The sequence below is a fragment of the Granulosicoccus sp. 3-233 genome (assembly GCF_052681095.1).
The window spans coordinates 276735-300817 of record NZ_JBQYLE010000008.1 but is presented as its reverse complement, the minus strand read 5'-3'; the positions used below and the strand labels follow the sequence as shown (position 1 = coordinate 300817).

The window sequence follows — 24083 nt, the reverse complement described above, 5'->3', positions numbered from 1 at the left end:
AGACCATGCGATACTTGGACTAACGATTAGCCCGTATCAGAAGCACTCTTATGAGCATTACTCTTGGTGTCGTGATGGACCCGATCGAGTCGATCACCCCTTACAAGGACACGACCCTGGCCATGATGCTGGCCGCCCAGGCCCGCGGCTGGACCGTCCACAGTATCGACCAGAAAGACATGTATCTGGATCAGGGCCGGGCCTTTGCCCGTCGCCGCAAGGTACAGGTGTACGACGACAATCAGCACTGGTTCGATGCAGAGGATCCCATGGATGCCCCGCTGTCCGAACACGATATCATCCTGATGCGCAAGGATCCGCCATTCGACATGGACTTCATCTACACCACGTATATCCTCGAACGTGCCGCAGTCGAAGGTGTCTATGTCAGCAATCGTCCGGGATCCCTGCGTGACGTCAACGAAAAGCTCTATACCTCCTGGTTCAGCGAGTTCTGCCCGCCGACACTGGTGACAACCAGTTCGGAACGTCTCAAGGGTTTCATAAGACAACATGGCGACGCCATCATCAAGCCGCTCGATGGCATGGGCGGTGCCGGCATATTCAGACTCACGCCAGATGATCCGAACATCAATATCATTCTCGAGCATTCCACGCTGAACGATACCCGCCAGATCATGGCACAACGTTACGTGCCCGAGATCAAGGACGGCGACAAGCGCGTGCTGGTGGTCAATGGCGAGGCGGTGCCCTATGCGCTGGCTCGCATTCCGGCCCAGGGAGAAACCCGCGGCAATCTGGCAGCTGGCGGCCGAGGAGTCCCGGTCGCCATTGGCGATAGCGAGCGACGCATTGTCGAGGCGGTGGCACCGTACTTGCTGGAACGCGGATTGCTGTTCGTCGGGCTGGACGTCATTGGCAGTTATCTGACCGAGATAAACGTGACCAGTCCTACCTGCGTGCGAGAACTGGACGCATTCATGCATACACAAGAGACCGGAAACGCCAAGAGCAAGGACCATGTTCCCGGAATTGCGGACAAGTATCTGGACGCCGTGGAGGCGGCAATGAATCATTCATGAGCGAACATGCCGTTCCCGTTACCAGGCATCATCCGGATGTGCTGACCGTTGCCCTGTTCATTGCGGCAGCGGTGCATGCCATCGTGCTGCTGGGCGTCAGCTTCAATCCGTTTCTGGATGAAATGCGGACACCACCATCGCTGGAAGTCATTCTGGTCGAGCAATCGAACAGCGACAAGCCGGAGGAAGCTGCCTATCTGTCGACATTCTCGCAGGATGGTGGCGGTGAGTCGGAGGAAAACACGCGTCCTTCCTCCCCCTTTGCCAGCTCTCTGGATGTCGATTCGGACGGTCTGGCCGCTACCCCGATCCTGAAAAGCGCGCCAAAGCCCAGCGAAGAGAGTGCCGAAGAAGTCGTGACGGCAGTATTCTCGGAGGACTCGGTCAAGACCGAGGAGACCAGCGAGAACAATGAAAAGTCCGACGCGGCCGAGGACTCGGTGGTGGTGGAGAAAAACATGGACATCGCCCGCCTGGCCGCCGAAATCGAGCGACAGCAGCAGGAATTCGCCAAGCGTCCGAAGAAGAAACACATCAATGCCCGCACCACCGAGACCGCCGCTGCCAGTTACATGCACAAATGGGTCAAGCAGGTGGAGCGCGTCGGAAACCTGAATTACCCCGATGCGGCTCGCCGCAACAAGATGACCGGATCCCTGATACTGATTGTGGGCATCTACAAGAACGGCGATATAGAAAGTGTTACCGTTGACGAATCCTCCGGCCACAAGCTACTGGATGACGCCGCTGTCCGTATCGTGGAAATGGCGGCACCATTCGAAGCCATGACAGGCTCCCTGGCCGAAGAAACCGATATTCTGTATATAGTACGAACCTGGGAATTCGAGAGCAGCTCGGTTCGAAGCTACTGACACCACTGAACGGGGCATCTGGCCAATTGATGAATCTGACGCATCACTTCCTGTTGTCCATGCCTCAGATGCAAGATACGGATTTCCGCGATTCCGTGGTCTACATTCTCGATCATGGTGAACACGGTGCCTTCGGCGTCATCATCAATCACGTGCTGGGAATGAGCCTTGATGAGGTGTTCTCGCAAATGGCCATCCATTGTGATGATGCTGCCATCAGAGAACAGGATGTCATGCGCGGTGGCCCGGTCGACGAAGGCCACGGACTGGTACTGCACCCGCCCGGCCCTCGATTCGAACTGACACGAGATTTCGACATCGGCGTTTCCCTGTCCAGTTCACGCGATGTACTGGAAGCACTCGCCAAAGGCGATCAACCCCACACCTATCTTGCCCTGCTGGGGCATTCCGGCTGGGCACCCGGACAGCTGGAAATGGAGATTGCCTCCAATGCCTGGCTCACCTCCCCTGCCGATACCGACATCATTTTCCACACCCCGCTGGCCGAGAGACGTCAGGCAGTGGGTCAGCTGCTGGGAATCGATATCACACAGATCGTCGGACAGTCCGGCCATGCCTGACCACCCTCCTGCCCCCGAGCCGGCATCGGGCGCAGCCTCCGGAGCAGTCGGCACCTGCCTGTGCTTCGACTATGGCAGCAAGCGCATCGGCACCGCCATTGGCGAAGCACGCTTGCAAAGCAGTCGGCCGCTGGAAGTCGTCATCAACACCAATGGCACACCCGACTGGACGACGATCGACTCACTGGTGGAACAATGGCAACCCAGCGATCTGGTCGTTGGCTGGCCACTGACGGAAGATGGCGAGGAACAGACCATCACCCACCATGTACGTGGATTCGTCAAACGCCTGAAGAAGCGCTTCGGACTGCCAGTGCACCTGTGTGACGAACGCTTCAGCTCCATGGCGGCGCAGGAGGTCATCCGTCAGCAACGGCGCAGCGGACAAAGACGTCGCAAGACTCGACACGGAGATGTCGATAAGGTCGCCGCGGCCCTTATACTTGAGTCCTGGTTCAGCTTGAGAGAATAAGTCAGTGACAGAATTGCCCAGTACCCTCTATGACACGCCGACCGTCACCGGCTGGCTCGATGGCATGGTTGAACCATTGATGAGCCTGATCGGCAACGACTCATCCACCGCGCTGATCGGTATCCGCCGAGGCGGAGTGGACGTTGGTCGCTATCTGCTGGACAAGCTGACCCTGGCCGGCGCCCCGGTCCATGCGGAGCTGGGCGAGCTCAATATCGCCTTCTACCGGGACGATTTCAGTTCGGTCGGGCTGCACCCGGTGGTGGGTCCCTCTCAGGTGCCGTTCGATGTCGACAACAGACATATCCTGCTGGTCGACGACGTACTGGGAACCGGTCGGACGGTGCGCGCAGCGATGAACGAGATATTCGATTACGGACGCCCGGCGAGGATCTCGCTGGCAGTACTGGTACAGCGAGATGGTCACGAATTGCCCATCCGCGCCGATGTCACGGGTCAGACCATGACGGTGCAGTCGAACCAGTACATTGATCTGGATGCCGACAACATGCAGCTCAACGTGGGTCAAAAAGCATGAGTCTGCCGGATCCGCAATTCAACACCCAGGGAAAACTCCACCATTTCATCGATCTGGACGGACTGGACCGTTCTCTGCTTACGCAGATTCTGGATACGGCCGAGGGCTTCGCCGGGGTGGGTGACCGGACGGTCAAGAAGGTCCCCCTGCTGCGAGGCAAGACGGTCGCCAATCTGTTCTTCGAGAACAGCACCCGAACTCGCACAGCCTTCGAACTGGCGGCAAAGAGGCTCAGTGCCGACATCCTGAATGTCGACCTGGTGACCTCTTCCACCAAGAAGGGAGAATCCCTGCTCGATACTCTGCATGTGCTCGAGGCCTTGCAGTGCGACATGTTCATCGTACGCCACGGCGATTCGGGAGCAGCGCATTTCATTGCCCGGCATGTCTCGCCGGGTATCAATATCATCAATGGCGGGGACGGCCAGCATTCGCATCCCACCCAGGGCATGCTGGACATGTTCACGATCCGTCGCCACAAGGGAGACTTCGCCAATCTGTGCGTGGTCATCATCGGCGACATCCGTCACTCACGGGTTGCCCGGTCGGACATATCGGCGCTGGCAAAACTGGGCACCGGAGAGATCCGGGTGGTGGGTCCGCGCACACTGATTCCGGCCGATGTGGAATCGCTGGGCGTGACGGTCTACCCCAACCTGGACAAGGCCCTGGTGGGAGCCGATGTCGTAATGGGTCTGCGTCTGCAGAAGGAGCGCATGCTGAGTGCAACGGTTCCCAGCAGCAGTGAATTCTATCGGACCTACGGACTGTCTCCCGAACGGTTGGCGCTGGCAAAACCCGATGCGCTGGTCATGCACCCGGGACCAACCAACCGCGGCGTGGAAATCGCCGGTAGCGTGGCCGATGGAGCCCAGTCCGTGATACTCGAGCAAGTGACCTATGGCATTGCCGTCCGCATGGCAGTGATGTCCATCGTGATGGGCAACGCCGAGAGTCTGCGCCGTTCGGAGGCGGTGACATGAATATTGCCAAGCAGTCCGTCATCATTCGCAATGTCCGCCTGCCCGGTGACAGTACCCCCCACCTCATCGTCCTGAAAGACGGACGGGTGGAGAGCCTCGATCAGTCTTCCAATGGACAGACCGAATACTCCGCAGACAGTATCGAGATCAATGCCGCCGGCATGACAGCCCTGCCCGGCATGATCGATCTGTACGCACGCCTGCGCGAACCCGGCCTGACACGCAAGGGCACGATTGCCCGTGAATCGCAGGCCGCTCTGGCCGCAGGGTTTACCTGTGTACTGTGCGCTCCCGACACCCAGCCGGCAATCGACAGCGTGGCGACAGTCGAATTGGTGCAGCACCGTGCAGAGGTCGCCAATGGTGCCCGCGTCATTCCCATGGCCGCTCTGACAGTCGGCTTGCAGGGAGAACAACTGAGTGAGCTGGCCACCTTGCAGGCCGCCGGTTGCCCGGTGGCTGGCCAGGCCGATCACCCGCTGGAGAGCACTACCGTGCTGCACAGTGCCATGGAGTACGCCGCCTCCTTCAACATGCCTCTGTTCATGACGGCACGGGACGCGCAACTGGGAGCCAGTGGCTGTGCTCATGCCGGTGCAATGGCGACCCGGCTCGGCCTGCCCGGTATTCCGGTAGCCGCGGAAACTGTAGCCCTGGCCAGACTGCTGGAACTGTGCAGTGAGACAGGCTGCCGCCTGCACATTTCCAGAATCAGTTCTGCCAGAGCGGTACAGATGGTCGCCGCCGCCAAGCAGCAGGCACTTCCCGTCAGCTGCGATGTGGGCCTGCATCATCTCTTTTTCACTGATGAACACCTGTCAGGATACGATTCATCTTTCCACAGTGCCGTGCCGTTTCGCAGTCATGCCGACCGGGATGCATTGCGCCAGGGACTGGTCGATGGTGTCATCGATGCCATCTGCAGCGATCACGCACCGCATGACCACGACGCAAGCCTGGCCCCCTTTCCGGCTACCGAACCGGGCCTGGCAGCGTATCGATGGGCAATACCGCTGATTCTTCAACTGCCCGACATGCTTGATCTGCCCTTGCAACAGGTCATCAGCAAACTCAGCGATGCACCCCGCAGAATCATCAATGGCAGCACGGAAGCGGGGTTGCAGCCAGGCGCTGCAGCCGATTTCTTTCTGCTGACAGAAGATCATTCCATCGAGCAGGATATCCGGGCATCGACACTGGCAGGCCACAACCACCCACTGAATATTCATGACGCCAGGGATCTGCGACTGCAACCGCTGCGGGGCAGGGTCACGCATGTCTTCAGCAACGGGCAGATGCATGTACCGGGCGAGAAGCCAGCCCACAACGACTGACGGCCGGTAGGCGCTCAGCCGCCTGTCTTCAGCAATCCGGCAATCCTTGATTGCAACTCTGGCACCAACTCCTGTTCAAACCAGGGGTTGGCCTTGAGCCAACGATTGTTGCGCGGGCTCGGATGCGGCATCGGCACGACACCGGGCCAGCTGTCACGCCACTGCCTGACAGCCTCCGTGACCGAGACGCTCTTCCCGGGCAGGTGATAACGCATCGCGTAGTGTCCGATCACCAGAGTCATCTGCAGATTGTCGAGCCGAGACAGCAGCCTGGCGCGCCACTGTGGTGCACATTCCGGTCTGGGTGGCAGATCACCGGACTTGCCGGAACCGGGATAACAGAATCCCATGGGCAGAATGCTCACCCTGTCTGCATCATGGAAGACCTCTCGTGACACACCCATCCAGCGTCGCAGCCGATCACCACTGGCATCGTCGAAAGGTATGCCGGATTCATGAACCTTTCTGCCCGGGGCCTGACCGGCTATCAGAATGCGGGCACGAGCACCCAGCTGCACGACCGGCCTCGGCCCCAGAGGCAGATGTTCTGCGCAGATCGTGCAGTTGCGCACCTTTTCGAGCAGTGTCGGCAATTCGGTCATGATGCATGGATGCTTGAGGGATCGTCACGGAAAATCGTCATCGGGAACAGGACTGATGTCGGCTTTCACGGCATGCGCTCAAGGTATCATGAGTCCCGCTTCCACTCACAGCCTGCATCATGCCAGCCCCTGGCCGACAACCACTTCTGATACTGCTTCTCTGGGCGGCCGGACTGGGAGCTGCCGGGCAGTTTTCCAAGTTCAGTGTCATCCTGCCCGAAGTTGCCGCACTGTATCCGGAGCGTGGTGCGTCCATCGGATTCCTGGTGTCGATGGTCAGCTTCGTCGGTGTGGTACTCGGCCTGAGCGCCGGTATCCTGCTGAACCGCATCGGTGCTCGACAGACACTGATCCTGTCGCTGCTGCTGGGCGCAGCCGTCTCGCTGTTCCAGAGCCTGCTGCCCGCTTTCTCCATCATGCTCGGCTCCCGCATTCTCGAAGGACTGTCGCACCTGGGCATTGTCGTGGCAGCGCCAACGCTGATGAGCACCCTGACCTCGTCTCGCTGGCAGCCCCTGGCAATGTCACTCTGGGGCACCTTCTTCGGTGTTTCGTTCGCGTTGACAGCCTGGCTGGGGATACCACTGGTCAGAGAGCACGGTGTCGACATGCTGTTTCTGCTGCACGCCAGTCACATGGCAGTCATGGCTTGCCTGCTCGGCGTTCTGCTGCCGAGCGCCGAGCGAGCGGCTTGCAACATGGCTGCGAACGGACAGCAGCACCCGCTGCGCGCTGGTCTGCAGCGTCACCGGCAAGCCTATGGCTCTCCCTTCGTTGCCGCGCCGTCCTGCGCCTGGCTGTTCTATGCCGCGACATTCGTCGCTCTGCTGACGGTTCTCCCTACTCTCATGCCCGCCAGCGAACGCGCCCTGGTTGCCGGCATCATGCCGCTTGCCGCCATCGCCGTCTCCATGACGCTTGGTGTATTCCTGCTCAGGAGGGTGCCGGCGATACGGGTGATTGCACTCGGCTTCACTCTCGCCATGGCACTGGCCATCGCATTTGTCGTGCTGCCGGATACTTCATGGATAGCGATTGCGCTCACGGGCTCGCTCGGACTGGTCCAGGGAGCCAGCTACGCCGCCATCCCGCAGCTCAATGTCCGCGCCGAAGATCAGGCCATTGCCTACGGCACCATGGCGCAGATGGGCAATATCGGCAATATCATCGGCACCCCGCTGCTACTCGCGGTTCTGGCCGCAGCGAATCTGCCGATCATGATGATGACGGTCGTCGGCCTCTACCTGTGCGCCATCATGCTGCAGTACCTGTTGTCCAGAGCACGTGACCGACGCCTGGCAGCCCCGACGGACCACCAGCCTGAGACACACTGAACCATGCCGATGTGCAATGGCTCAGGACGTTTCCCCCTTGAGCAGTTCGAAACCGACATCCTCCACCACCACGACCGGTTCATTGTTCACACGCTTGATGAGATTCTGTGCAGCAAGTTTTCCCACCCTCAGTCGCCTGACGTTCGTGGTCGTCAACGTCGCCGGTAGAATCGAACCGACATCCAGCCCGCCGAATCCGGCAATGGCGACATCGCCCGGTATCTTGATGCCCTTCTGTTGACAGAACATCAGGCCGCCAACCGCCATGTTGTCATCCAGATAGTAGAGCACCCGCAGGTTCGGCTCGGCGGACAGCAGCTGCTCGGTTCCGTAATACCCGGCATAGAACGATGAGCGATCCTTGAGCAGCAGTCGCTGCAAGCTCTGACCGTAGCCCTCCTCGAAGCCTTCCAGTCTGTCGACACCCAGAGCATGGTCACCCACCTTGACCCCGACGTAGCCTGCCTTGCCCCGATAGCGACTACGCAGATACTGCCCCATCTGCAAGCCCACGGCACGATGGTCCAGCCCGACACGCAACGGGTCCGAACGCTGCTGGACCGTATCCTCACGCCCCAGATTCCAGAGCTCCACCACGGGAATGCTCAGGCTCTGCAACAGAGTGCGATTGCGGTTGCTGCGTGTTCTGCCGGCCACCACCAGCGCACAGGGTCGCCAGGCCAGCGCCGAATTCAACCACTGGTATTCCACGTCATCGTCATAACCCACCACCCCCACAATGGGTTGATACCCCATGGACGTCAATTTGCTCTCCAAGCCTTCGAGGATCTGGTTGTAGAGTTCCCGGCCGATGGTTGGCAAGGCAATGGCCACCAGGCTGGTAGCGGTATCGGAACCGAGTGCGGCGGCTATGCGGTTGGGCACATAGCCCAGCCGCTGTGCAACAGCCAGCACCTTGTCGCGGGTAGCTTCCGAGTACCCGTCAGCACCGCGCAACACGCGCGAGGCTGTCATGCGGGACACCTCGGCCTCCAGCGCGATTTCGGTGAGCGAGACAACCTTCCTTTTCGACCCTGAGCTGCTTTTCGCCATTGACACGGTTCATCCTGAGGTTCTATTCTGCGTGTAACGTTACCGATAACGCAACCCGTGAAGGTTGTCATCACCACGGTTCTTTCCACCTTCAGACAGGCAGAGGCAAGATGGAAGCAGAGGTACAGCCACCCGCCCTGCCCAACGGGCTGTTCTTTCACCAGATTACCAAGAGCTTCGGCGGTACGCTGGCATTGAACAATGTCACCATGAACGTCGGTCGCGGTGAAATCGTGGCTCTGCTGGGCGAAAATGGAGCAGGCAAGTCCACACTCATCAAGATACTCGGCGGCATCCACACTCCGGACAGTGGCTCGGTAGTCATCGATCGCACTCCTTATCGGCACACACCCGGCAGCACCCAGGTACGGCAGGCAGTCGCCTTCATCCATCAGGATCTGGGCCTGATCGAATGGATGAGCATCGCCGAGAACATGGCGCTGGCTCAGGGCTTCCAGCGTCGAGGTGGGCTCATCGACTGGCGGGCCTGCGAACGACACACGACAACAGCCCTGCAGCGAGTCGGCTGCGATTTCAGCCCCAGCATGCGGGTCAGTCGCCTGACCAGGGCGGAAAAATCACTGGTGGCCATCGCCCGTGCACTGGCCGTGGACTGTGATTTTCTGGTGCTGGACGAACCTACCGCCAGCCTGCCCGCCGATGATGTCGAAAAACTGTTCTCGGTCCTGCAGAATCTGCGCGACGACGGCGTCGGCATGATCTACGTGTCACATCGCCTCGACGAAGTCTTCCAGCTGTCCGATCGGGTCGTGGTACTGCGTGACGGCGAAACCGTGGGTGTGCGCTCGGTCGCTCATACCTCTCCCGAGGAACTGGTAGACCTGATCGTTGGCAGCAAACCCAAGACCTTCGACAAACTCGCCCCCACTGACAGGACGCCCTTGCTGAGCATCCGCAATCTGTGCACCGAGCACACCGGTCCGATCTCCCTGGACGTGAACAATGGCGAAGTGCTCGGACTCGTCGGCTTGCGTGGTGCGGGCCAGGAAGATATCGGCCGCTGCCTCTTCGGCACGGCCACCTTCGAGGGGGAGATCACGCTGGAAGGCTCGGTGTTCAAGCCGCAGTCCCCGCAGGATGCCATGCGCCGGGGGATCGGTCTGATCCCACGCGATCGGGTAGTGGAGTCGGTCGCCACTGGCATGAGCGTTCGCGAGAACCTCTATCTGAATCCGGGTGCGCTGGGGCGTGGGCTGCTCTCGTTCATGACTCGAAGCCGAGAGCGTCACAAGGCCATCGAGGCCGGTGTAGACGTCGGGCTGCGTCCGAACAACCCCGACCTGCCGATCGATGCACTGTCGGGTGGTAATCAGCAGAAGGTCATCGTCGGTCGCTGGTTGACGACCAACAACAAGGTACTGATAGCAGAGGACCCCACCGCCGGCGTGGACGTGGGAGCCAAGGCGGAAATCTACACCCTGCTCAATGAAATGGTGGTGAGCGGCGTACCCGTCATTGTCATTTCCACCGATTTCGAGGAGGTGGCAACACTCTGCAATCGCGCCATCATCTTCAACCGCGGCCTGTGCATCCAGGAGTTGCAAGGCATCCAGTTGACCACCGAAGCACTGGTTCAGGCAGCTTCGGCCAGCGATTATCAGGCACAGGCATGAATTCCATCAAGGCATCCGCACTCGAACCCACCAGAGACGAGATCAAGGACTTGTCGCTGGGCGGCAGATTGACGCGACTCGCTCCGGTCTACGGACTGGTGATACTGACGATCCTGTTGATTCTGCTGTTCACCATCCTGTTGCCTGACACCTTTCCGACCCTGCTGAATCTGCGATCGATTGTCTCCGACAAGGCCATTATTGCAATTCTGTCACTGGCGGCCACCATCCCCATGGTCACCGGCAAGATAGACCTGACGGTCGGCTACGGCATCGTGTTGTGGCATATCCTTGCCATCAGCCTGCAGACGCTCGGTCTCCCCTGGCCGGTTGCCTGCCTGATCGTACTGGCTCTGGGCGCCCTGTCCGGACTGCTCAATGGTCTGCTGGTCGAAGTGGCTCGCATCGACAGTTTCATTGCAACCCTGGGCACCGGCACCGTACTCTATGCTCTGGCACTGTGGCATTCCGGCGGACGCCAGATCGTTGCCATGCTGCCCGATGGTTTCTATGCGCTGAATGCCACGTTCGTCTTTGGCCTGCCCATCACCGGCTTCTATGTTCTGGCCATTGCCATCGCGCTGTGGCTGATCCTGGAATACCTGCCCATCGGTCGCTACATGTATGCCATCGGTGCCAACCCGACGGCGGCGGCACTCAACGGCATTCCCGTCCCCCGCTATGTCATGGGAGCCTTCATCGCATCGGGCACTCTGACGGCTCTGGCCGGCATTCTGCTGGCGAGCAAACTGCGCATCGGACAGGCCAGCGTCGGCCTGGAATATCTGCTGCCTGCTCTGGTGGGTGCCTTTCTGGGATCGACCACCATCAAGCCGGGTCGCGTCAACGTCTGGGGAACGCTCATCGGTGTGATCATTCTCGCCGTCGGCATCTCCGGAATCCAGCAGTTCGGCGGTTCGTTCTGGGTGGAACCCCTGTTCAATGGTGTGACCTTGCTGGTGGCCATCGGCATAGCCGGCTACGCACAGAGAAAACGCGGTGGTGTCGTCAAGCCGGTTCGCAACACGACGCCCGCTCCACCTGGTGGTACACCACCGGCCTGAACCCGCGCATCTCTGTCACGCAAGACCGGACTTGTATCCACTGCCACCGCGACCATCGTTTTTCAACTGCATCACCAGGACAACCACCGCATCACCACATCCGTGCGGTATCACCACGAGGAAGAGAAATGAAGAGAATGACCCTGTTGAAGACCACGCTGACAGGCAGTGCCGTCGCCTGCACACTGCTCAGTGCATCGGTTCAGGCTGACGCCATGGACGACGCCATGGAATTCGTCAATCGTTACGCCGCCAGGGTCGACACCTGGGACGGTCCGACCAGCGGCCCCCTGGCCTTGGCTGACAAGACCATCGTGGTGCTGGCAGGTGACCTGAAGAACGGTGGCATACTGGGCGCCACAGCCGGCATGGAAGAGGCCGCCGGGCAGATCGGCTGGAACGTACGGGTACTGGACGGTGGCGGCACCATCTCCGGCAGAACCTCGGCCATGGGACAGGCGCTGGCACTGAAGCCCGATGGCATCATCATCAACGGCTTCGATTCGAAAGAGCAGGCTCAGGGCATGCAGGCCGCCGCCGATGCAGGCATCCCGCTCGTTTCCTGGCATGCCGGCGCTGCCATCGGTCCGATGGATGATGTCGGCATCTTCGCCAATGTCACCACAGACCCCATGCTGGTCTCCGAAGCTGCTGCCAAATGGGCTTTCGCCGATGCCGATGGCGAGCCGGGTGTCATCATCTTCACCGACTCCACCTACCAGATTGCCATCGACAAGGCGGACAGGATGAAAGCGGTCATCGAAGAGCTGGGCGGCACGGTTCTGGAGTATGTCGACACACCGATTGCCGAAACCTCGCAGCGCATGCCGCAACTGACCACGTCACTGTTGCAGCGATACGGTGCCAAGTGGACCCATTCCCTGGCCATCAACGACCTTTATTTCGATTTCATGGGACCTTCTCTGACGGCTGCCGGCATCAAGGGCGATGGCGCCCCGGTCAATGTGTCGGCGGGTGATGGTTCGGAATCGGCCTACCAGAGAATCCGCAGCAAGCAGTACCAGCAAGTCACCGTGGCGGAGCCTCTGAACCTGCAAGGCTGGCAACTGGTTGACGAGATGAATCGTGCGCTTGCCGGCGAACCCTGGTCAGGCTATGTCTCCCCGCTGCATGTCGTGACCACCGACAATATCGAGTTCGACGGTGGCCCGGATAACCGCTTCGATCCGGACAATGGTTATCAGGCGGCCTATCTGAAGATCTGGAAAGGTGAATGATCTCCGGTCTCTGCCAGTAACGAGACAAGACGGATTCGATGGTGTACTGCCGCCGATCGGGACAGATCGGGGGCAGAGCATCATGAGCCGGGCCACATGATCGACTGAGCGCCTTGGAAAATCTACTGACATACCAGATGCCCTGTCGTCTTATAATGATTCTGATTCCGATCATTACAGGGCATACTCCTCCATGGAATATTCCTGTCCACCCGTTATCAGATCAGGTAAACCATGGCATCCACACACTGCAGACATCACGCCCTGTTCCTCCTTGTCAAGCCAAGTGACTCTCTTGCAATGGCCATTGCCGCTTGCGAGGAGAAGCGCTCATGAAGATCGCATGCATCGGAGAAGTCATGATCGAACTGTCACTGATGGGTGACAGCAGGGAAGCACTGGTGGGTGTTGCCGGGGATACGTTCAACACGGCGGTCTATCTGAAACGCACGGTAGCCAGCCACGAGGTGTCCTACCTGACCGTGCTGGGCACCGACAGCTTTTCCGATCAGGTTGTCGAGCGCATTGCTGCCGAGCAGATCGATGTCAGCGGCATCGCCCGCACACCAGATCGGGTGCCGGGACTCTATGCCATCAAGACCGATGAAAACGGCGAACGCAGTTTCACCTACTGGCGCGACCAGGCCGCCGCACGACTGCTGTTCAGTCCGGAGATCGGCCCCACTCTTGACGATCTGCGCCACTTCGATGTGCTTTATTATTCCGCCATTTCGCTGGCCATATTGCCGGCAGAGGCCCGGGATCGCTTCCTGTCTCTGTTGATGGAGTTTCGGTCCATGCCCGGTAAACGGGTCGCCTTCGATTCCAACTACCGCCCCAGATTGTGGGCCTCTCAGGCAGAAGCCCAGCAATACATTGCAGAAGCCTGGCGTCAATGCGATATCGCCCTGCCATCGATCGATGATGAAATGGATCTGTTCAACGACGAGAACGAAGATGCCGCCCTGCAACGGCTGCAGCAATACGGCCTGACACTCGGCGCTCTGAAGCGCGGCGCCAGTGGTCCGCTGGATCTGGGTGATCCGGCGAGTTCTCCGGCCTGCACGCCGGTAGACCAGGTGGTAGACAGCACGGCCGCCGGTGACAGCTTCAACGGCGCCTATCTTGCTCGCCTGCTCGATGGCGCCACCCCGCAACAGGCTGCCAGGGCCGGTCACGACTGCGCCAGCCTGGTGGTGCAGCACCGCGGTGCCATTGTCGATATCTCGCAGGGCTGACCCTGCCTGCCGATGTCCGCTCGTTCATTGATGTTCCAGGGCACCGGCTCGGATGTCGGCAAGTCCACACTGGTGGCCGGCCTGTGCCGGCTGGCTGTTCGCCGGGGCATACGTGTCGCACCCTTCAAGCCGCAGAACATGTCGAACAACGCTGCTGCCTGTCTCGACGGTGGCGAGATCGGCCGGGCACAGGCGTTGCAGGCGCGGGCCTGTCATCTGGAGCCGCAGGTCGATTTCAATCCGGTTCTGCTGAAACCGCAGAGCGACAGCACGGCGCAAGTCGTGGTGCACGGCAAGGTGCTCGACACGCTATCTGCCAGCCATTACATGAACGAACGTCGGCAGCATCTGATGCAGGCCGTGACGGAAAGTCACGCGCGGCTCGGTGAACAATACGACCTCATACTGGTGGAAGGTGCTGGCAGCGCCGCCGAGATCAATCTGCGGGAACGCGATATTGCCAACATGGGCTTTGCACAGCGCTTGAACGTGCCTGTCTGCCTGATCGGTGATATCGATCGCGGCGGTGTCATTGCATCCATCGTCGGTACCAGGGCAGTCATCAGCAAGGAGGATGCCGCTCTCATCCGCAGCTTCATCATCAACCGGTTCCGCGGTGATCCGAGACTGTTCGATGATGGTGTTGTTGCCATCGAACAGCGGACACAGTGGCCCTGTCGAGGCGTCGTCCCCTGGCTGCCCAGTGCCTTGAAACTGCCACAGGAGGATGCCGTGATTCTCGAGCAGGGCAGACACCGCGCCGACAAGGCCGGTGCCAGGGTTCGGATCGCCGTACCGATGCTGTCCCGCATCGCCAATTTCGATGACATGGATCCCCTGCGCCTGGAGCCCGGTGTGGAACTGGGCTTCGTGCCTCCCGGCAACCCCCTGCCGCGCGACATCGATGCCATCATCCTGCCTGGCACCAAATCCGCCATTGGCGACCTCGCCTTCCTGCGCGCACAGGGCTGGGATCACGACATCGTCGCCTTTGCCCGCGCAGGCGGCCGAGTGAGTGGCCTCTGCGGCGGTTATCAGCTGCTGGGCAAGGCGATTCACGATCCACAGGGTATCGATGGCCCTCCCGGTAGTGCCGAAGCATTGGGCCTGCTGGATATCGTGACCCATATGCATCCCGCAAAGCAGACTCGCAAGGTCGACGGTCATTGCCCTCGAAGCCGCTGCCGGCTGAGTGGCTATGAGATACACGTGGGTACCAGCACGGGGCCGGATACGCGTTCGCCCATGACCGTCCTTGCCGATCATCCTGATGGCGCCGTCAGCCAGGACGGTCAGATCGAGGGCACCTATCTGCACGGCATATTCGGCAACGATGATTACCGGGCCTGGTGGCTCAATGGCCTGAAGCCCGGTTCAGCGGGCTCCTTGAACTACGAGGCAACCGTGGAACTGGAACTGGACAAGCTGGCTGACGGACTGGAAGCGGCTCTGGATGTCGATGCCTTGCTGGCAGATGCCGGACCCACTCAGTGAGTCGTTGAACCGGACAGGGTATTGATCACGACAACACCCAGAATGATCAGCCCCACACCCACCATGGCTGGCAGATCCAGTGTCTGCCCGAAGATGAAGTACCCCATGAGCGAGATGAGCACGATACCGGCACCGGACCAGATGGCGTAGACGATACCGATCGGCATCACTTTCAGAGTCAGAGACAGAAAGTAGAAAGCGATGCCGAACGCCACCGCACAGATGATGGCAGGTATTGGCCTGGTGAAGCCATCCGATGCCTTCAGTGCAGACGTACCGATGACTTCAGCGCAAATCGCCGCCGAGAGAAATATCCAGTTCATGAGTTCAATCAGCCGACAATTCCCGTTCCGGTATCAGGCAAATCCGGGTGGATCCCATTGATCCATCATTTTCTGGCGTGCCGCATCCAGTCGTTCCGACATGAGTGCCGCAAACCGTTTGAGTAACTGATATCCGAAAGTCGGTTCCTGCTCACAGCGTGCCAGAATGATGCTGCCATCGAATTCCAGCACGGTCGCGTCCTCCAGTGCCAATGCCTGAAAATTCCAGCGATACGGTGGAATCATCCAGGACCAGCCAAGAATCTGACCTTCCTTCAGTTTCTGTATCTGCAGAGCCGGCCCCATCAAGGCAGGGACCTGAACACTGACTTCACCACTGCGCAACAGATAGAACTTGTCTGCGCTCTCTGCCTGACTGAACAGGATATCCCCTGCACTCAGCTCACGCACTACCGCGGAATCTGCCAGAAATTTCTTGCTCCGCTCATCCAGCCCCTCGAAAAAGTCATGAGTCGCCAGATAGCCTTCAATCGATTGTCCAGTCATATCCATTTACCTCGAATGCGATGGTTGTATCAGTTGTCTTCTGCTCTCGTACCGTCGTTTCCCGAATATCCGTCCGCTCCATTATTGCACACCCGCTTGACAGGCCACTTCACCCTGTAAACGGTAATGAACAGCTGCAAGCCCCATGAACTCCGGAAACAGCTGGTTTCATCACCATGCAGACAGCTTGCCCGCTATCGGGAAACTGTGACCGAATCGCTGTCTTTCTTGCGGATTCCGTGCTGCAGCATACAGACAATCTTTGACGTGACAGGCCGTATTTGAGTATCTTCAGGGTACTGAAGGTCAACCAGCACGGCAGTAGCCGTGAAGGAGGTCGTCAAGTGTTGTGCAGTCTGCCACTGTCACTGCAGTCAGGGGTGCCGGCATGAACAGTGATCATGTTAACGACACCGCACCCTCCCAACGTCACCTTGCTCCGCAGTCGAGGCTGGAATTGCACGTGCCGGAACCGCTCGTGCGACCCGGCGGCAAACCCGACTTCTCCCATGTTCACATTCCGCCGGCCGGCGACGCACACCGCCCCGCCGAAGATGCCGCTGCCGGTGATATTCATGACCTGGCTCGCACCGTCATCCGCGTGCTCGATGAGCAGCATCGTGCTGTCGGGCCATGGCGTGGGGACAGCGACACCGCCAGTTGCCTGAAGGGGCTGAGAGCGATGATGAAGGTGCGCGCCTTTGATGATCGCATGCTGTTGGCACAACGGCAGGGCAAGTGCTCCTTCTACATTCAATGCAAGGGTGAAGAGGCCATTGCCGTGGGTCAGAGACTGATTCTGGAACCGGGAGACATGTGCTTTCCGACGTATCGCCAACAGGGTCTGCTGATCGCGCAGGACTTTCCGATACTGGACCTGATCTGTCAGGTGTATTCCAATTCCAGAGACGCCCTGCACGGCAGGCAGCTACCGGTGTTGTATTCATCGCGGGAATACGGTTTCTTTTCTCTGTCGGGCAATCTGGGGACTCAGTTCGTGCAGGCGGTTGGCTGGGCCATGGCATCAGCCATTCAGGGCAACGATCGCATCGCATCGGCCTGGATAGGCGAAGGCTCGACCGCCGAGTCGGATTTTCACAGCGCACTGGTATTTGCCTCGGTCTATCGGCCACCGGTCATACTCAATGTGGTCAACAATCAATGGGCCATCTCCAGCTTTCAGGGTGTTTCCGGTGGTGAGTCGGCCACCTATGCCGAACGCGCACATGGCTACGGCATTCCCTCGCTGCGCGTGGACGGCAATGATTTCCTGGCCGTACAGGCCGCCTCGCGCTGGGCGGAACGTCGCGCGCGAGCCAATCTGGGTCCGACCCTTATCGAGTGGTTGACCTATCGGGTCGGCCCCCACTCGACCTCGGACGATCCCAGCCAGTACCGACCCAGCGAGGAGAATGAAGCCTGGCCTCTGGGCCATCCCATCGAGCGCTTGAAGAACTACCTGATAGCCGGCGGCCACTGGAGCGAGGAACAGCACCAGCAAACGCAAACGGCACTCGAGCAGGAAATCCGCGAGGCCGCCAGGGAGGCAGAAACCTTTGGCACTCTGGACAGTGGACCGATGCCACGCGTCAGTGACATGTTCGAGGGGGTCTATGCCGAGATGCCCGAACACCTGAAACGGCAGCGCGCCTTGCTGGGAGGTGGCTGATGGCAAGAATGAGCATGGTCGAGGCCATCCGCGATGCCATCGATGTCGCGATGGACGCTGATGAGCGGGTTGTCGTGTTCGGCGAAGACGTCGGTTACTTCGGCGGTGTGTTCCGATGCACGCAGGGCCTGCAGGCAAAGTACGGTAAATCCCGGGTATTCGATACGCCCATCAATGAAAGCGGCATCATCGGCGTGGCCATCGGCATGGCGGCCTATGGTCTGCGTCCCATCGCCGAAATCCAGTTTGCCGATTACGTGTACCCCGGCTACGATCAGATCGTCTCCGAAGCGGCCCGTCTGCGGCATCGTTCCGCCGGCGACTTCACCGCGCCACTGGTCATCCGCATGCCCTGTGGTGGTGGCATACATGGCGGACAGACCCACAGTCAGTCACCAGAGGCTCTGTTTACCCATGTGGCAGGGCTCAAGGTCGTCATGCCATCCAATCCCGGGGATGCAAAAGGCCTGCTGACCGCTGCTATCGAAGACCCTGACCCGGTTATTTTCTTCGAGCCGAAACGCCTGTACAACGGGCCCTTCGACGGGTATCACAACCGGCCATTGTCATCCTGGAAAAACCACCCACTGGGCGAAGTACCCGAGGGCCGTCATCTCGTTCCACTGGGCAAGGCGGCCCGGCTCAGCGAAGGTGACGAGGTGACGATTCTCGCCTATGGCACACTGGTACATGTCGCTCTGGCGGCCGTCGCCGAGCTGGGCATCCGCGCCGATGTGCTGGACCTTCGCACCTTGTTGCCACTGGATCTTGCGGCAATCCGGAACTCGGTGCAAAAGACCGGTCGCTGTGTGATAGCACACGAGGCGACCTTCACCTCCGGCTTCGGCGCCGAACTGGCAGCCCTGGTTCAGGCCGAGTGCTTTCATTCGCTGGAAGCTCCGGTGCAACGTGTGACCGGCTGGGATACACCCTATCCTCACGCCCAGGAGTGGCATTACTTTCCGGGCCCCAAGCGCCTGAAAGCGGGCATCCGACGGGCACTCGACGGTCTTGGCGAGGCAGTGTCATGAGCACGCTCATCATTCGATTGCCCGATATAGGCGAGGGTGTGACGGAGGCGGAAATCGTCGAATGGCAGATTGGCGTCGGTGACACCATCGAAGAAGACCAGACCCTCGGTGCGGTCATGACCGACAAGGCAGCCGTGGAAATTCCCTCGCCGGCCGCAGGCATCGTCATCTCGCTGAGCGGCCAGGCCGGCGATGTGCTGGCGGTCGGAGCCGAACTGGCCCGCATTGACACCGACGGCAAATCAGCGTCCACCGACAACCGAACGACAGCCAGTGAAAAAGTTGCCGGTGATGCAAAAACGCAAGAGATACCTGCTGCAGAAGAATCCGTCAGGCAGCCCGACATCGTCAAGCCTGCTACCAAGCCAGCTGCAGGTAATGCCTCGGACAATGTCTCAGAGTCGGTTCGCGTGCTGGCGGCTCCGGCTGTTCGTCAGCGAGCACGAACACGAGAAGTTGATCTGCGCAAGGTCAGAGGCTCGGGTACCGATGGCCGTATCACGCATGCCGATCTCGACAACTACCTGTTCGATGAATCGGCAGCGATCTCACCGACAGCCGCCAGGACCGATCGCGAGACCTTCTCGGGCGGTTCGAACGCTGCGGGAAGTGCGGGAAGTGCGGGAAGTGCGGGAAGTGCGGGAAGTGCGGGAAGTGCGGGAAGTGCGGACAGTGCGGACAGTGCGGACAGTGCGGACAGGATCGACAGTATCGTCCTGACCGGCGTGCGACGTACCATGGCGCGCAGAATGGAACAGGCCAGTCGCCGGATTCCACACTTCAGCTATATCGAAGAAATCGACATGACCGAGCTGGAGTCATTGCGTCACGAGCTGAACACGGGCACGACTCAGGCAAGCCAACGTACGGGAAACGCCACAAACCCAGATAATAATACAAATCTGTCACCTCTGTCCTTCATCGTGCTGGCAACGCTTCGAAGCCTGGAGCAGTTCCCGGACATCAACGCGCTCTACGATGAAGAGACAGACACACTGCATCGGCATGCTGCCCGGCACATCGGTATTGCCACCCGGACCGATCAGGGACTGTTGGTGCCGGTCCTGCGCCATGCAGAGCGCCTGGGTATCCGGGCCTTGTCCGCGGAAATCGGCCGGCTCGCGGCAGCGGTTCGCCAGGGACGCATCGCCCGGGAAGAACTCGGTGGCAGCACGATCACCATCACCAGCCTGGGGGCTCTGGGGGGAATTGCCAGTACTCCCATCATCAATCAGCCGGAGGTGGCCATTGTGGGAGTGAACCGCATCGTTCCTCGAGCCGTCATTCGGCATGAGCAGGTGGTCAATCGCCAGATGATGAACCTCAGTTCCTCGTTTGACCACCGCATCATCGACGGGTATATGGCGGCGCAGTTCATTCAGTGCATTCGCGCCTTTCTGGAACGCCCGGCAACACTTTTCATACGGGATTGAACCTCCTTGCATCATGGCACACAGAGGCGACACATCCCGCAGGAGCTTGACGGATATCAATGCGGAGGCATTGGCAGTACTGCAAGGTAACAATCAGAGGCCCTCTCCGGAACTCGGGGACCGATTCATCGTCTCGAATTGTGTGTAGTCCACTTCAGCAACCAAGGGAGCGAAGAACAATGGATAGCAACGCAAGAGTTGAACAATTCATCTCTGACACGAAATCCCGGCTCGTCGGCCAGCGAAAACGCCTGCCACCGGGAACCCTGCCCTTTGTCACCATCACCAGCCAGTCAGGGGCAGGTGGCAATATTCTGGCGAAGAAGCTGTTGGAACACATCGACCACTGTGACTCCGACAATCCGGCGCTCAAGGGCTGGCGGATCTTCGACAAGAGCATGTGTCAGCAAGTGCTCACACGAGAGCATCTTGCAACCTCCATGAACGACTTGCTCGATGAAAAATACCATTCGCAGATTGCAGAACTGGTAATGGGCATCTTTGGTGACCAGGGAATGCAGAACGCGGCCTATGCGCGGCTGTCCCGTTTTCTTCGCACCGTCGCCTCTCTGGGCAAGGTCATCATTCTAGGCCACGGTGGCGCCATGTCCACACTCGGGCTTGCCGGTGGAAATCACCTGAGGCTCGTGGCGCCACTGTCTGCACGGGTCGCGCGCATGACACCGGTGCTGCAGCTCGATGAAGCTCACACGCTGCGTGAGATTCAGCAGCGAGACCGCGATCGACGGCAGTTGTGGAAGACGCACTACCAGATCGACAGTGCCGATCCCGAACACTACGACCTGGTCTGCAATACCGACAGGGTATCGATCGACACCATTGCCCGAATGCAGCTGACACTGATTCTCGAGCAACTGGGCGAGCGACAGGCAATGCCTGCTTGAAGGAAGTATTGCAAGCCTGAGAAGACACATCTGCCAACTGCCTCGACTCGATCATATTGATCGAGTCGGACAGAACGTATCACTTCCCCCGCAACAGGATCAGGCACAGCACCGGACATGAGCTCGAAATCGAGTAATAACAAGACAATACCGACACCCCTGCCGGCTGTCGAATTCATCTCCAGGGTCGAGCATCCGGTGCGCCGAAAGGATGCCGACCATCTGCTTGCCTGGTTCGAACAGGTTACCGGCTTCCCACCGGTCATGTGGGGTACCAGCATCGTCGGCTATGGGCGATACCACTATGTCTATGACAGCGGCCGTAGTGGCGACAGCATGATGACCGGTTTTTCACCCCGCAAGGCCAGCCTGAGCATTTACATCATGCCCGGCTATCATGAGCTGGACGATTATCTGCAGCGACTCGGCAAACACAGGATCGGCAAGAGCTGTCTGTATGTCAACAAGCTGGACGATATCGACATCGGTGTTCTCGAGGAAATCGTGCGCTACGGCGTTGATTACCTGCAGAAGCACTATCAGACCTGGGCACGATAGTCGGCAGCGGCAAACCCCATGTATACCCGCTGAAGCAGACCGTCCGCTCAAGTCGAATCAGCAAGGCCGGATCGGGTCCAGTCAGGCCAGATCCGCAAAGTGCTGCAGGGGGTGTTTCTGCCTGCCCTGCTCATCATGATTACCCTCGGCCAACCAGCACTCGAAGGCCTTCCTCTTGCTCGGCCAGTCCCGATCCAGCATGGAGAACCAGGCTGTATCCCGATTTCGCCCCTTGTAGATCGTTGCCTGTTTGAAAGTACCTTCGTAGGTAAAACCCAGACGCAGGGCCGCCGATCGTGAAGCGGCATTGAGCGCATCGCATTTCCATTCATAGCGTCGATATCCCAGTTCATCGAACGCACGACACATCAGCAGATACATCGCCTCCGTGGCAGTCCGGGTTCCTTGCAACTGTGGAGAGTAGGCGATGTAACCCACCTCCATGACCCCGATATCGGGCTTGATCCGCATATGACTGGCAAAACCGACAGCCTTGTCGCTGTCTGCCTCGATGATGACGTAGAACAGGGGATCCTCTCCGGTACAGGCACCGTCCATCCAGTCCTTGAGTTCACCGGCGGACGCAAAGGGTCCCATGGGCATGTACGTCCAGAGTCGACCTTCCCTGTCAGCAGCAAAGGCCTCGTACAGCTCATCGACATGCGTCAGGATGTCCAGCGGTTCGACTCGACAGTAGCGCCCCTGCAGCGGCGTACGGGCAGGCATCTCCAGCGACTGCCACCCCACGACTTCCTCGCCGATGGGTTGCTGCAATTCATTCACACGTTCAGACATTTCAGGCTCACCTTGTACAGTGGACAGACGCAAGACAGACACTGCCCCGCTGCGATGCCCAACACGATACTCCCTGCCGCCTCTCTTCGACAGGCATCAGCAAAACCCGAATGTACTCCCCGCGAACGTCCCCGTCACACCGAAGCGAAGACTGTCCATGAGCCAGCGCCCTTGCGGGCGATGCTTGTTCCGCCCATCGAGGCACAGATTGCCCGCCTGTTTCAGGCATGGAGAATGAAGCTGACAGACAGCATGAATTATTCTAGAATGTTAATGAGAATGATTATTGTTAGTACCATTTTTACAGAGGCGTACGCATGAATCCAGTCATCATCTCCACTGAAGCCTTGAAAAGAGAGCCTCGCGAACTTGCCCAGTCGGGTTCGATTCAGTCGGCATTTACCACCCGCACACGGTTTCAGGACCTGCCCCTGCCAGCCAGACTGCTGCTGGCAGTACCCCGCGCCCGCGGGCGTACTCCCAAGGCTTCCATCGCCGCTCGCTATGTACTCGACACGCTAGGCAGGATCATCGATGCCGGTGCAGAACGCCAGCACACCATCGAAGCCGTCAACCTGCTGGCAGAGATACTGCTGAATTCACCCGGTCGGCCCGAGCAGCCAGACGGCACGGCGTCGCAATGGCTGTCGGACAACGAAAATCTGGTGCTCTGCCTGTTGTGCAAGATCCACGCTGGACAAGCCGAAGAAGCCCGCAACCTGGCCCGACACTGTCTCGCTGCACCCTCGATCGAACCCTTCAGCAAGGCCGCAACCGCGCTGTGCAGTGCCGAGTGTTTTCGCCGGGGTGGAGAACATGTATTCACACCCAGCTGGCGCGGCATGCCGGAACACAATGGTCCGCTGGAGAGCCGCTCGGTCACCCTCACCAGTGATCTGTCGCTGGGCGAAGCCGTGCTGCTCAATGCACTCAGACTGCGCAAGAGAACGCTGTCCTATGTCGGTCTTGGCGCTCAGGTGGTTCCACTGCTCTGCCATCATGTGGCCTTGCCGGAACTGCAGAGCGTGGTGGATGCCGTGCTGGTGGAATCCATCCGTTACAGCGCCCAGCCTCCGGCCATCCAGTGTCTGTGTTGCCCCGACATATCCGCCTTCGAAGCGATGTTCCTGGGAACACTGGCCGATTTCTCTACCGGCGATACGCAACGGGCACAGCGCCAGCTCAGTGAATGGTTGCCATCGGACTCGGTCGATCGTCTGATGACACGCAGCACCGAGTTTCAGGCAATACTGAGCCAGATCGGTACAGCCCTGCCAAATCGTCAATGGGATATCCGCGAGCTGCGAGCCCGGGAATCGCTGCATCGGGACTGTGAACATTTCAACGAAACGCCGATGATTCACTGATCTCGAGTACCGGAA

Annotated in this window: 24 protein-coding genes; 19 read left to right on the top strand and 5 right to left on the bottom strand. The window is 59.4% G+C overall.

The genetic code is table 11. The annotated features are described in order from the left end of the window. The first annotated feature begins 50 nt into the window (after positions 1-50). Genes gshB through ACUNV4_RS20950 form a run of 7 tightly spaced genes read left to right on the top strand, consistent with a single transcriptional unit; the run spans position 51 to position 5823 of the window. On the top strand, positions 51-1043 hold the full coding sequence (gene gshB, locus ACUNV4_RS20980) for a glutathione synthase (protein WP_430880571.1): 993 nt from the start codon (positions 51-53) through the stop codon (positions 1041-1043). Continuing rightward, a complete protein-coding gene (locus ACUNV4_RS20975) occupies positions 1040-1915 on the top strand; it encodes an energy transducer TonB (RefSeq protein ID WP_430880570.1) in 876 nt (291 codons plus the stop codon). Before gshB ends, ACUNV4_RS20975 begins: the two co-directional genes overlap by 4 nt. A gap of 29 nt (positions 1916-1944) precedes the next feature. Next, positions 1945-2496, top strand: coding sequence for a YqgE/AlgH family protein (locus ACUNV4_RS20970; RefSeq protein WP_430880569.1), 552 nt, complete (start codon positions 1945-1947; stop codon positions 2494-2496). Beyond that, positions 2489-2968 (top strand): Holliday junction resolvase RuvX, encoded by a 480-nt coding sequence (gene ruvX, locus ACUNV4_RS20965; protein WP_430880568.1) that lies wholly within the window; start codon positions 2489-2491, stop codon positions 2966-2968. The genes ACUNV4_RS20970 and ruvX overlap by 8 nt, the downstream gene beginning before the upstream one ends. 4 nt (positions 2969-2972) lie before the next feature. After that, on the top strand, positions 2973-3506 hold the full coding sequence (gene pyrR, locus ACUNV4_RS20960; RefSeq protein ID WP_430880567.1) for a bifunctional pyr operon transcriptional regulator/uracil phosphoribosyltransferase PyrR: 534 nt from the start codon (positions 2973-2975) through the stop codon (positions 3504-3506). 2 nt (positions 3507-3508) lie between these two features. Next, entirely contained in the window at positions 3509-4489 is a 981-nt protein-coding gene (locus tag ACUNV4_RS20955; RefSeq protein ID WP_430880586.1) for an aspartate carbamoyltransferase catalytic subunit, read from the top strand. Beyond that, positions 4486-5823 (top strand): dihydroorotase, encoded by a 1338-nt coding sequence (locus ACUNV4_RS20950; RefSeq protein WP_430880566.1) that lies wholly within the window; start codon positions 4486-4488, stop codon positions 5821-5823. The genes ACUNV4_RS20955 and ACUNV4_RS20950 overlap by 4 nt, the downstream gene beginning before the upstream one ends. A gap of 14 nt (positions 5824-5837) precedes the next feature. On the opposite strand, the gene ACUNV4_RS20945 is transcribed toward ACUNV4_RS20950, so the two are convergent. Further along, entirely contained in the window at positions 5838-6425 is a 588-nt protein-coding gene (locus tag ACUNV4_RS20945) for a uracil-DNA glycosylase family protein (RefSeq protein WP_430880565.1), read from the bottom strand. 119 nt (positions 6426-6544) lie between these two features. Here ACUNV4_RS20945 and ACUNV4_RS20940 point away from each other — a divergent pair, with 119 nt between their 5' ends. Beyond that, complete coding sequence (locus ACUNV4_RS20940; protein WP_430880564.1) at positions 6545-7759, top strand: MFS transporter; 1215 nt, start codon at positions 6545-6547, stop codon at positions 7757-7759. 21 nt (positions 7760-7780) lie between these two features. Here the strand turns inward: ACUNV4_RS20940 and ACUNV4_RS20935 are convergent, their stop codons facing one another. Next, a complete protein-coding gene (locus tag ACUNV4_RS20935; RefSeq protein WP_430880563.1) occupies positions 7781-8812 on the bottom strand; it encodes a LacI family DNA-binding transcriptional regulator in 1032 nt (343 codons plus the stop codon). Positions 8813-8922: 110 nt separating this feature from the next. Between ACUNV4_RS20935 and ACUNV4_RS20930 the strand changes: the two genes are divergently transcribed. The 5 genes from ACUNV4_RS20930 to ACUNV4_RS20910 all read left to right on the top strand — a co-directional run bounded on the left by ACUNV4_RS20930 (position 8923) and on the right by ACUNV4_RS20910 (position 15480). Continuing rightward, complete coding sequence (locus tag ACUNV4_RS20930) at positions 8923-10446, top strand: sugar ABC transporter ATP-binding protein (RefSeq protein WP_430880562.1); 1524 nt, start codon at positions 8923-8925, stop codon at positions 10444-10446. After that, a complete protein-coding gene (locus ACUNV4_RS20925; RefSeq protein ID WP_430880561.1) occupies positions 10443-11510 on the top strand; it encodes an ABC transporter permease in 1068 nt (355 codons plus the stop codon). Before ACUNV4_RS20930 ends, ACUNV4_RS20925 begins: the two co-directional genes overlap by 4 nt. Positions 11511-11638: 128 nt before the next feature. After that, positions 11639-12748 (top strand): ABC transporter substrate-binding protein, encoded by a 1110-nt coding sequence (locus ACUNV4_RS20920; RefSeq protein ID WP_430880560.1) that lies wholly within the window; start codon positions 11639-11641, stop codon positions 12746-12748. Between the two features lie 332 nt (positions 12749-13080). Further along, positions 13081-13986, top strand: a complete 906-nt coding sequence (locus ACUNV4_RS20915) for a sugar kinase (protein ID WP_430880559.1) — start codon at positions 13081-13083, stop codon at positions 13984-13986. 12 nt (positions 13987-13998) lie between these two features. Continuing rightward, positions 13999-15480: a cobyric acid synthase gene (locus ACUNV4_RS20910; RefSeq protein WP_430880558.1), complete on the top strand. Its 1482-nt coding sequence runs from the start codon at positions 13999-14001 to the stop codon at positions 15478-15480. Here the strand turns inward: ACUNV4_RS20910 and ACUNV4_RS20905 are convergent. Continuing rightward, positions 15474-15803 (bottom strand): DMT family transporter, encoded by a 330-nt coding sequence (locus ACUNV4_RS20905; protein ID WP_430880557.1) that lies wholly within the window; start codon positions 15801-15803, stop codon positions 15474-15476. The two genes, ACUNV4_RS20910 and ACUNV4_RS20905, sit on opposite strands and share 7 nt — an antisense overlap. Before the next feature lie 33 nt (positions 15804-15836). Next, complete coding sequence (locus ACUNV4_RS20900) at positions 15837-16310, bottom strand: Crp/Fnr family transcriptional regulator (protein ID WP_430880556.1); 474 nt, start codon at positions 16308-16310, stop codon at positions 15837-15839. A gap of 388 nt (positions 16311-16698) precedes the next feature. Here ACUNV4_RS20900 and ACUNV4_RS20895 point away from each other — a divergent pair, with 388 nt between their 5' ends. From ACUNV4_RS20895 to ACUNV4_RS20875, 5 genes are all read left to right on the top strand, one after another. Beyond that, complete coding sequence (locus ACUNV4_RS20895) at positions 16699-17979, top strand: thiamine pyrophosphate-dependent enzyme (RefSeq protein ID WP_430880555.1); 1281 nt, start codon at positions 16699-16701, stop codon at positions 17977-17979. Then, complete coding sequence (locus tag ACUNV4_RS20890; RefSeq protein ID WP_430880554.1) at positions 17979-19010, top strand: alpha-ketoacid dehydrogenase subunit beta; 1032 nt, start codon at positions 17979-17981, stop codon at positions 19008-19010. Before ACUNV4_RS20895 ends, ACUNV4_RS20890 begins: the two co-directional genes overlap by 1 nt. After that, positions 19007-20443 (top strand): dihydrolipoamide acetyltransferase family protein, encoded by a 1437-nt coding sequence (locus ACUNV4_RS20885; RefSeq protein WP_430880553.1) that lies wholly within the window; start codon positions 19007-19009, stop codon positions 20441-20443. Before ACUNV4_RS20890 ends, ACUNV4_RS20885 begins: the two co-directional genes overlap by 4 nt. A 179-nt stretch (positions 20444-20622) precedes the next feature. Further along, entirely contained in the window at positions 20623-21348 is a 726-nt protein-coding gene (locus ACUNV4_RS20880; RefSeq protein WP_430880552.1) for a cytidylate kinase-like family protein, read from the top strand. 117 nt (positions 21349-21465) lie between these two features. Beyond that, positions 21466-21906 carry a DUF1801 domain-containing protein gene (locus ACUNV4_RS20875; protein WP_430880551.1) on the top strand — a complete coding sequence of 147 codons (441 nt, stop codon included), beginning with the start codon at positions 21466-21468 and terminating at the stop codon, positions 21904-21906. Between the two features lie 81 nt (positions 21907-21987). Here ACUNV4_RS20875 and ACUNV4_RS20870 read toward each other — a convergent pair whose 3' ends face one another. Further along, positions 21988-22701 (bottom strand): GNAT family N-acetyltransferase, encoded by a 714-nt coding sequence (locus ACUNV4_RS20870; RefSeq protein WP_430880550.1) that lies wholly within the window; start codon positions 22699-22701, stop codon positions 21988-21990. A gap of 317 nt (positions 22702-23018) precedes the next feature. On the opposite strand from ACUNV4_RS20870, the gene ACUNV4_RS20865 reads away from it, so the two are divergent. Then, complete coding sequence (locus ACUNV4_RS20865) at positions 23019-24068, top strand: hypothetical protein (RefSeq protein ID WP_430880549.1); 1050 nt, start codon at positions 23019-23021, stop codon at positions 24066-24068. Positions 24069-24083 lie beyond the last annotated feature (15 nt).

What these genes read in the sequence shown, in the direction of transcription:
- gshB (WP_430880571.1), top strand. Translation starts at nt 51, where the DNA reads ATGAGCATTACTCTTGGTGTCGTGATGGACCCGATCGAGTCGATCACC.
- ACUNV4_RS20975 (WP_430880570.1), top strand. Translation starts at nt 1,040, where the DNA reads ATGAGCGAACATGCCGTTCCCGTTACCAGGCATCATCCGGATGTGCTG.
- ACUNV4_RS20970 (WP_430880569.1), top strand. Translation starts at nt 1,945, where the DNA reads ATGAATCTGACGCATCACTTCCTGTTGTCCATGCCTCAGATGCAAGAT.
- ruvX (WP_430880568.1), top strand. Translation starts at nt 2,489, where the DNA reads ATGCCTGACCACCCTCCTGCCCCCGAGCCGGCATCGGGCGCAGCCTCC.
- ACUNV4_RS20950 (WP_430880566.1), top strand. Translation starts at nt 4,486, where the DNA reads ATGAATATTGCCAAGCAGTCCGTCATCATTCGCAATGTCCGCCTGCCC.
- ACUNV4_RS20945 (WP_430880565.1), bottom strand. Translation starts at nt 6,425, where the DNA reads ATGACCGAATTGCCGACACTGCTCGAAAAGGTGCGCAACTGCACGATC.
- ACUNV4_RS20940 (WP_430880564.1), top strand. Translation starts at nt 6,545, where the DNA reads ATGCCAGCCCCTGGCCGACAACCACTTCTGATACTGCTTCTCTGGGCG.
- ACUNV4_RS20935 (WP_430880563.1), bottom strand. Translation starts at nt 8,812, where the DNA reads ATGGCGAAAAGCAGCTCAGGGTCGAAAAGGAAGGTTGTCTCGCTCACC.
- ACUNV4_RS20930 (WP_430880562.1), top strand. Translation starts at nt 8,923, where the DNA reads ATGGAAGCAGAGGTACAGCCACCCGCCCTGCCCAACGGGCTGTTCTTT.
- ACUNV4_RS20925 (WP_430880561.1), top strand. Translation starts at nt 10,443, where the DNA reads ATGAATTCCATCAAGGCATCCGCACTCGAACCCACCAGAGACGAGATC.
- ACUNV4_RS20920 (WP_430880560.1), top strand. Translation starts at nt 11,639, where the DNA reads ATGAAGAGAATGACCCTGTTGAAGACCACGCTGACAGGCAGTGCCGTC.
- ACUNV4_RS20915 (WP_430880559.1), top strand. Translation starts at nt 13,081, where the DNA reads ATGAAGATCGCATGCATCGGAGAAGTCATGATCGAACTGTCACTGATG.
- ACUNV4_RS20910 (WP_430880558.1), top strand. Translation starts at nt 13,999, where the DNA reads ATGTCCGCTCGTTCATTGATGTTCCAGGGCACCGGCTCGGATGTCGGC.
- ACUNV4_RS20905 (WP_430880557.1), bottom strand. Translation starts at nt 15,803, where the DNA reads ATGAACTGGATATTTCTCTCGGCGGCGATTTGCGCTGAAGTCATCGGT.
- ACUNV4_RS20900 (WP_430880556.1), bottom strand. Translation starts at nt 16,310, where the DNA reads ATGACTGGACAATCGATTGAAGGCTATCTGGCGACTCATGACTTTTTC.
- ACUNV4_RS20895 (WP_430880555.1), top strand. Translation starts at nt 16,699, where the DNA reads ATGAACAGTGATCATGTTAACGACACCGCACCCTCCCAACGTCACCTT.
- ACUNV4_RS20890 (WP_430880554.1), top strand. Translation starts at nt 17,979, where the DNA reads ATGGCAAGAATGAGCATGGTCGAGGCCATCCGCGATGCCATCGATGTC.
- ACUNV4_RS20885 (WP_430880553.1), top strand. Translation starts at nt 19,007, where the DNA reads ATGAGCACGCTCATCATTCGATTGCCCGATATAGGCGAGGGTGTGACG.
- ACUNV4_RS20880 (WP_430880552.1), top strand. Translation starts at nt 20,623, where the DNA reads ATGGATAGCAACGCAAGAGTTGAACAATTCATCTCTGACACGAAATCC.
- ACUNV4_RS20875 (WP_430880551.1), top strand. Translation starts at nt 21,466, where the DNA reads ATGAGCTCGAAATCGAGTAATAACAAGACAATACCGACACCCCTGCCG.
- ACUNV4_RS20870 (WP_430880550.1), bottom strand. Translation starts at nt 22,701, where the DNA reads ATGTCTGAACGTGTGAATGAATTGCAGCAACCCATCGGCGAGGAAGTC.
- ACUNV4_RS20865 (WP_430880549.1), top strand. Translation starts at nt 23,019, where the DNA reads ATGAATCCAGTCATCATCTCCACTGAAGCCTTGAAAAGAGAGCCTCGC.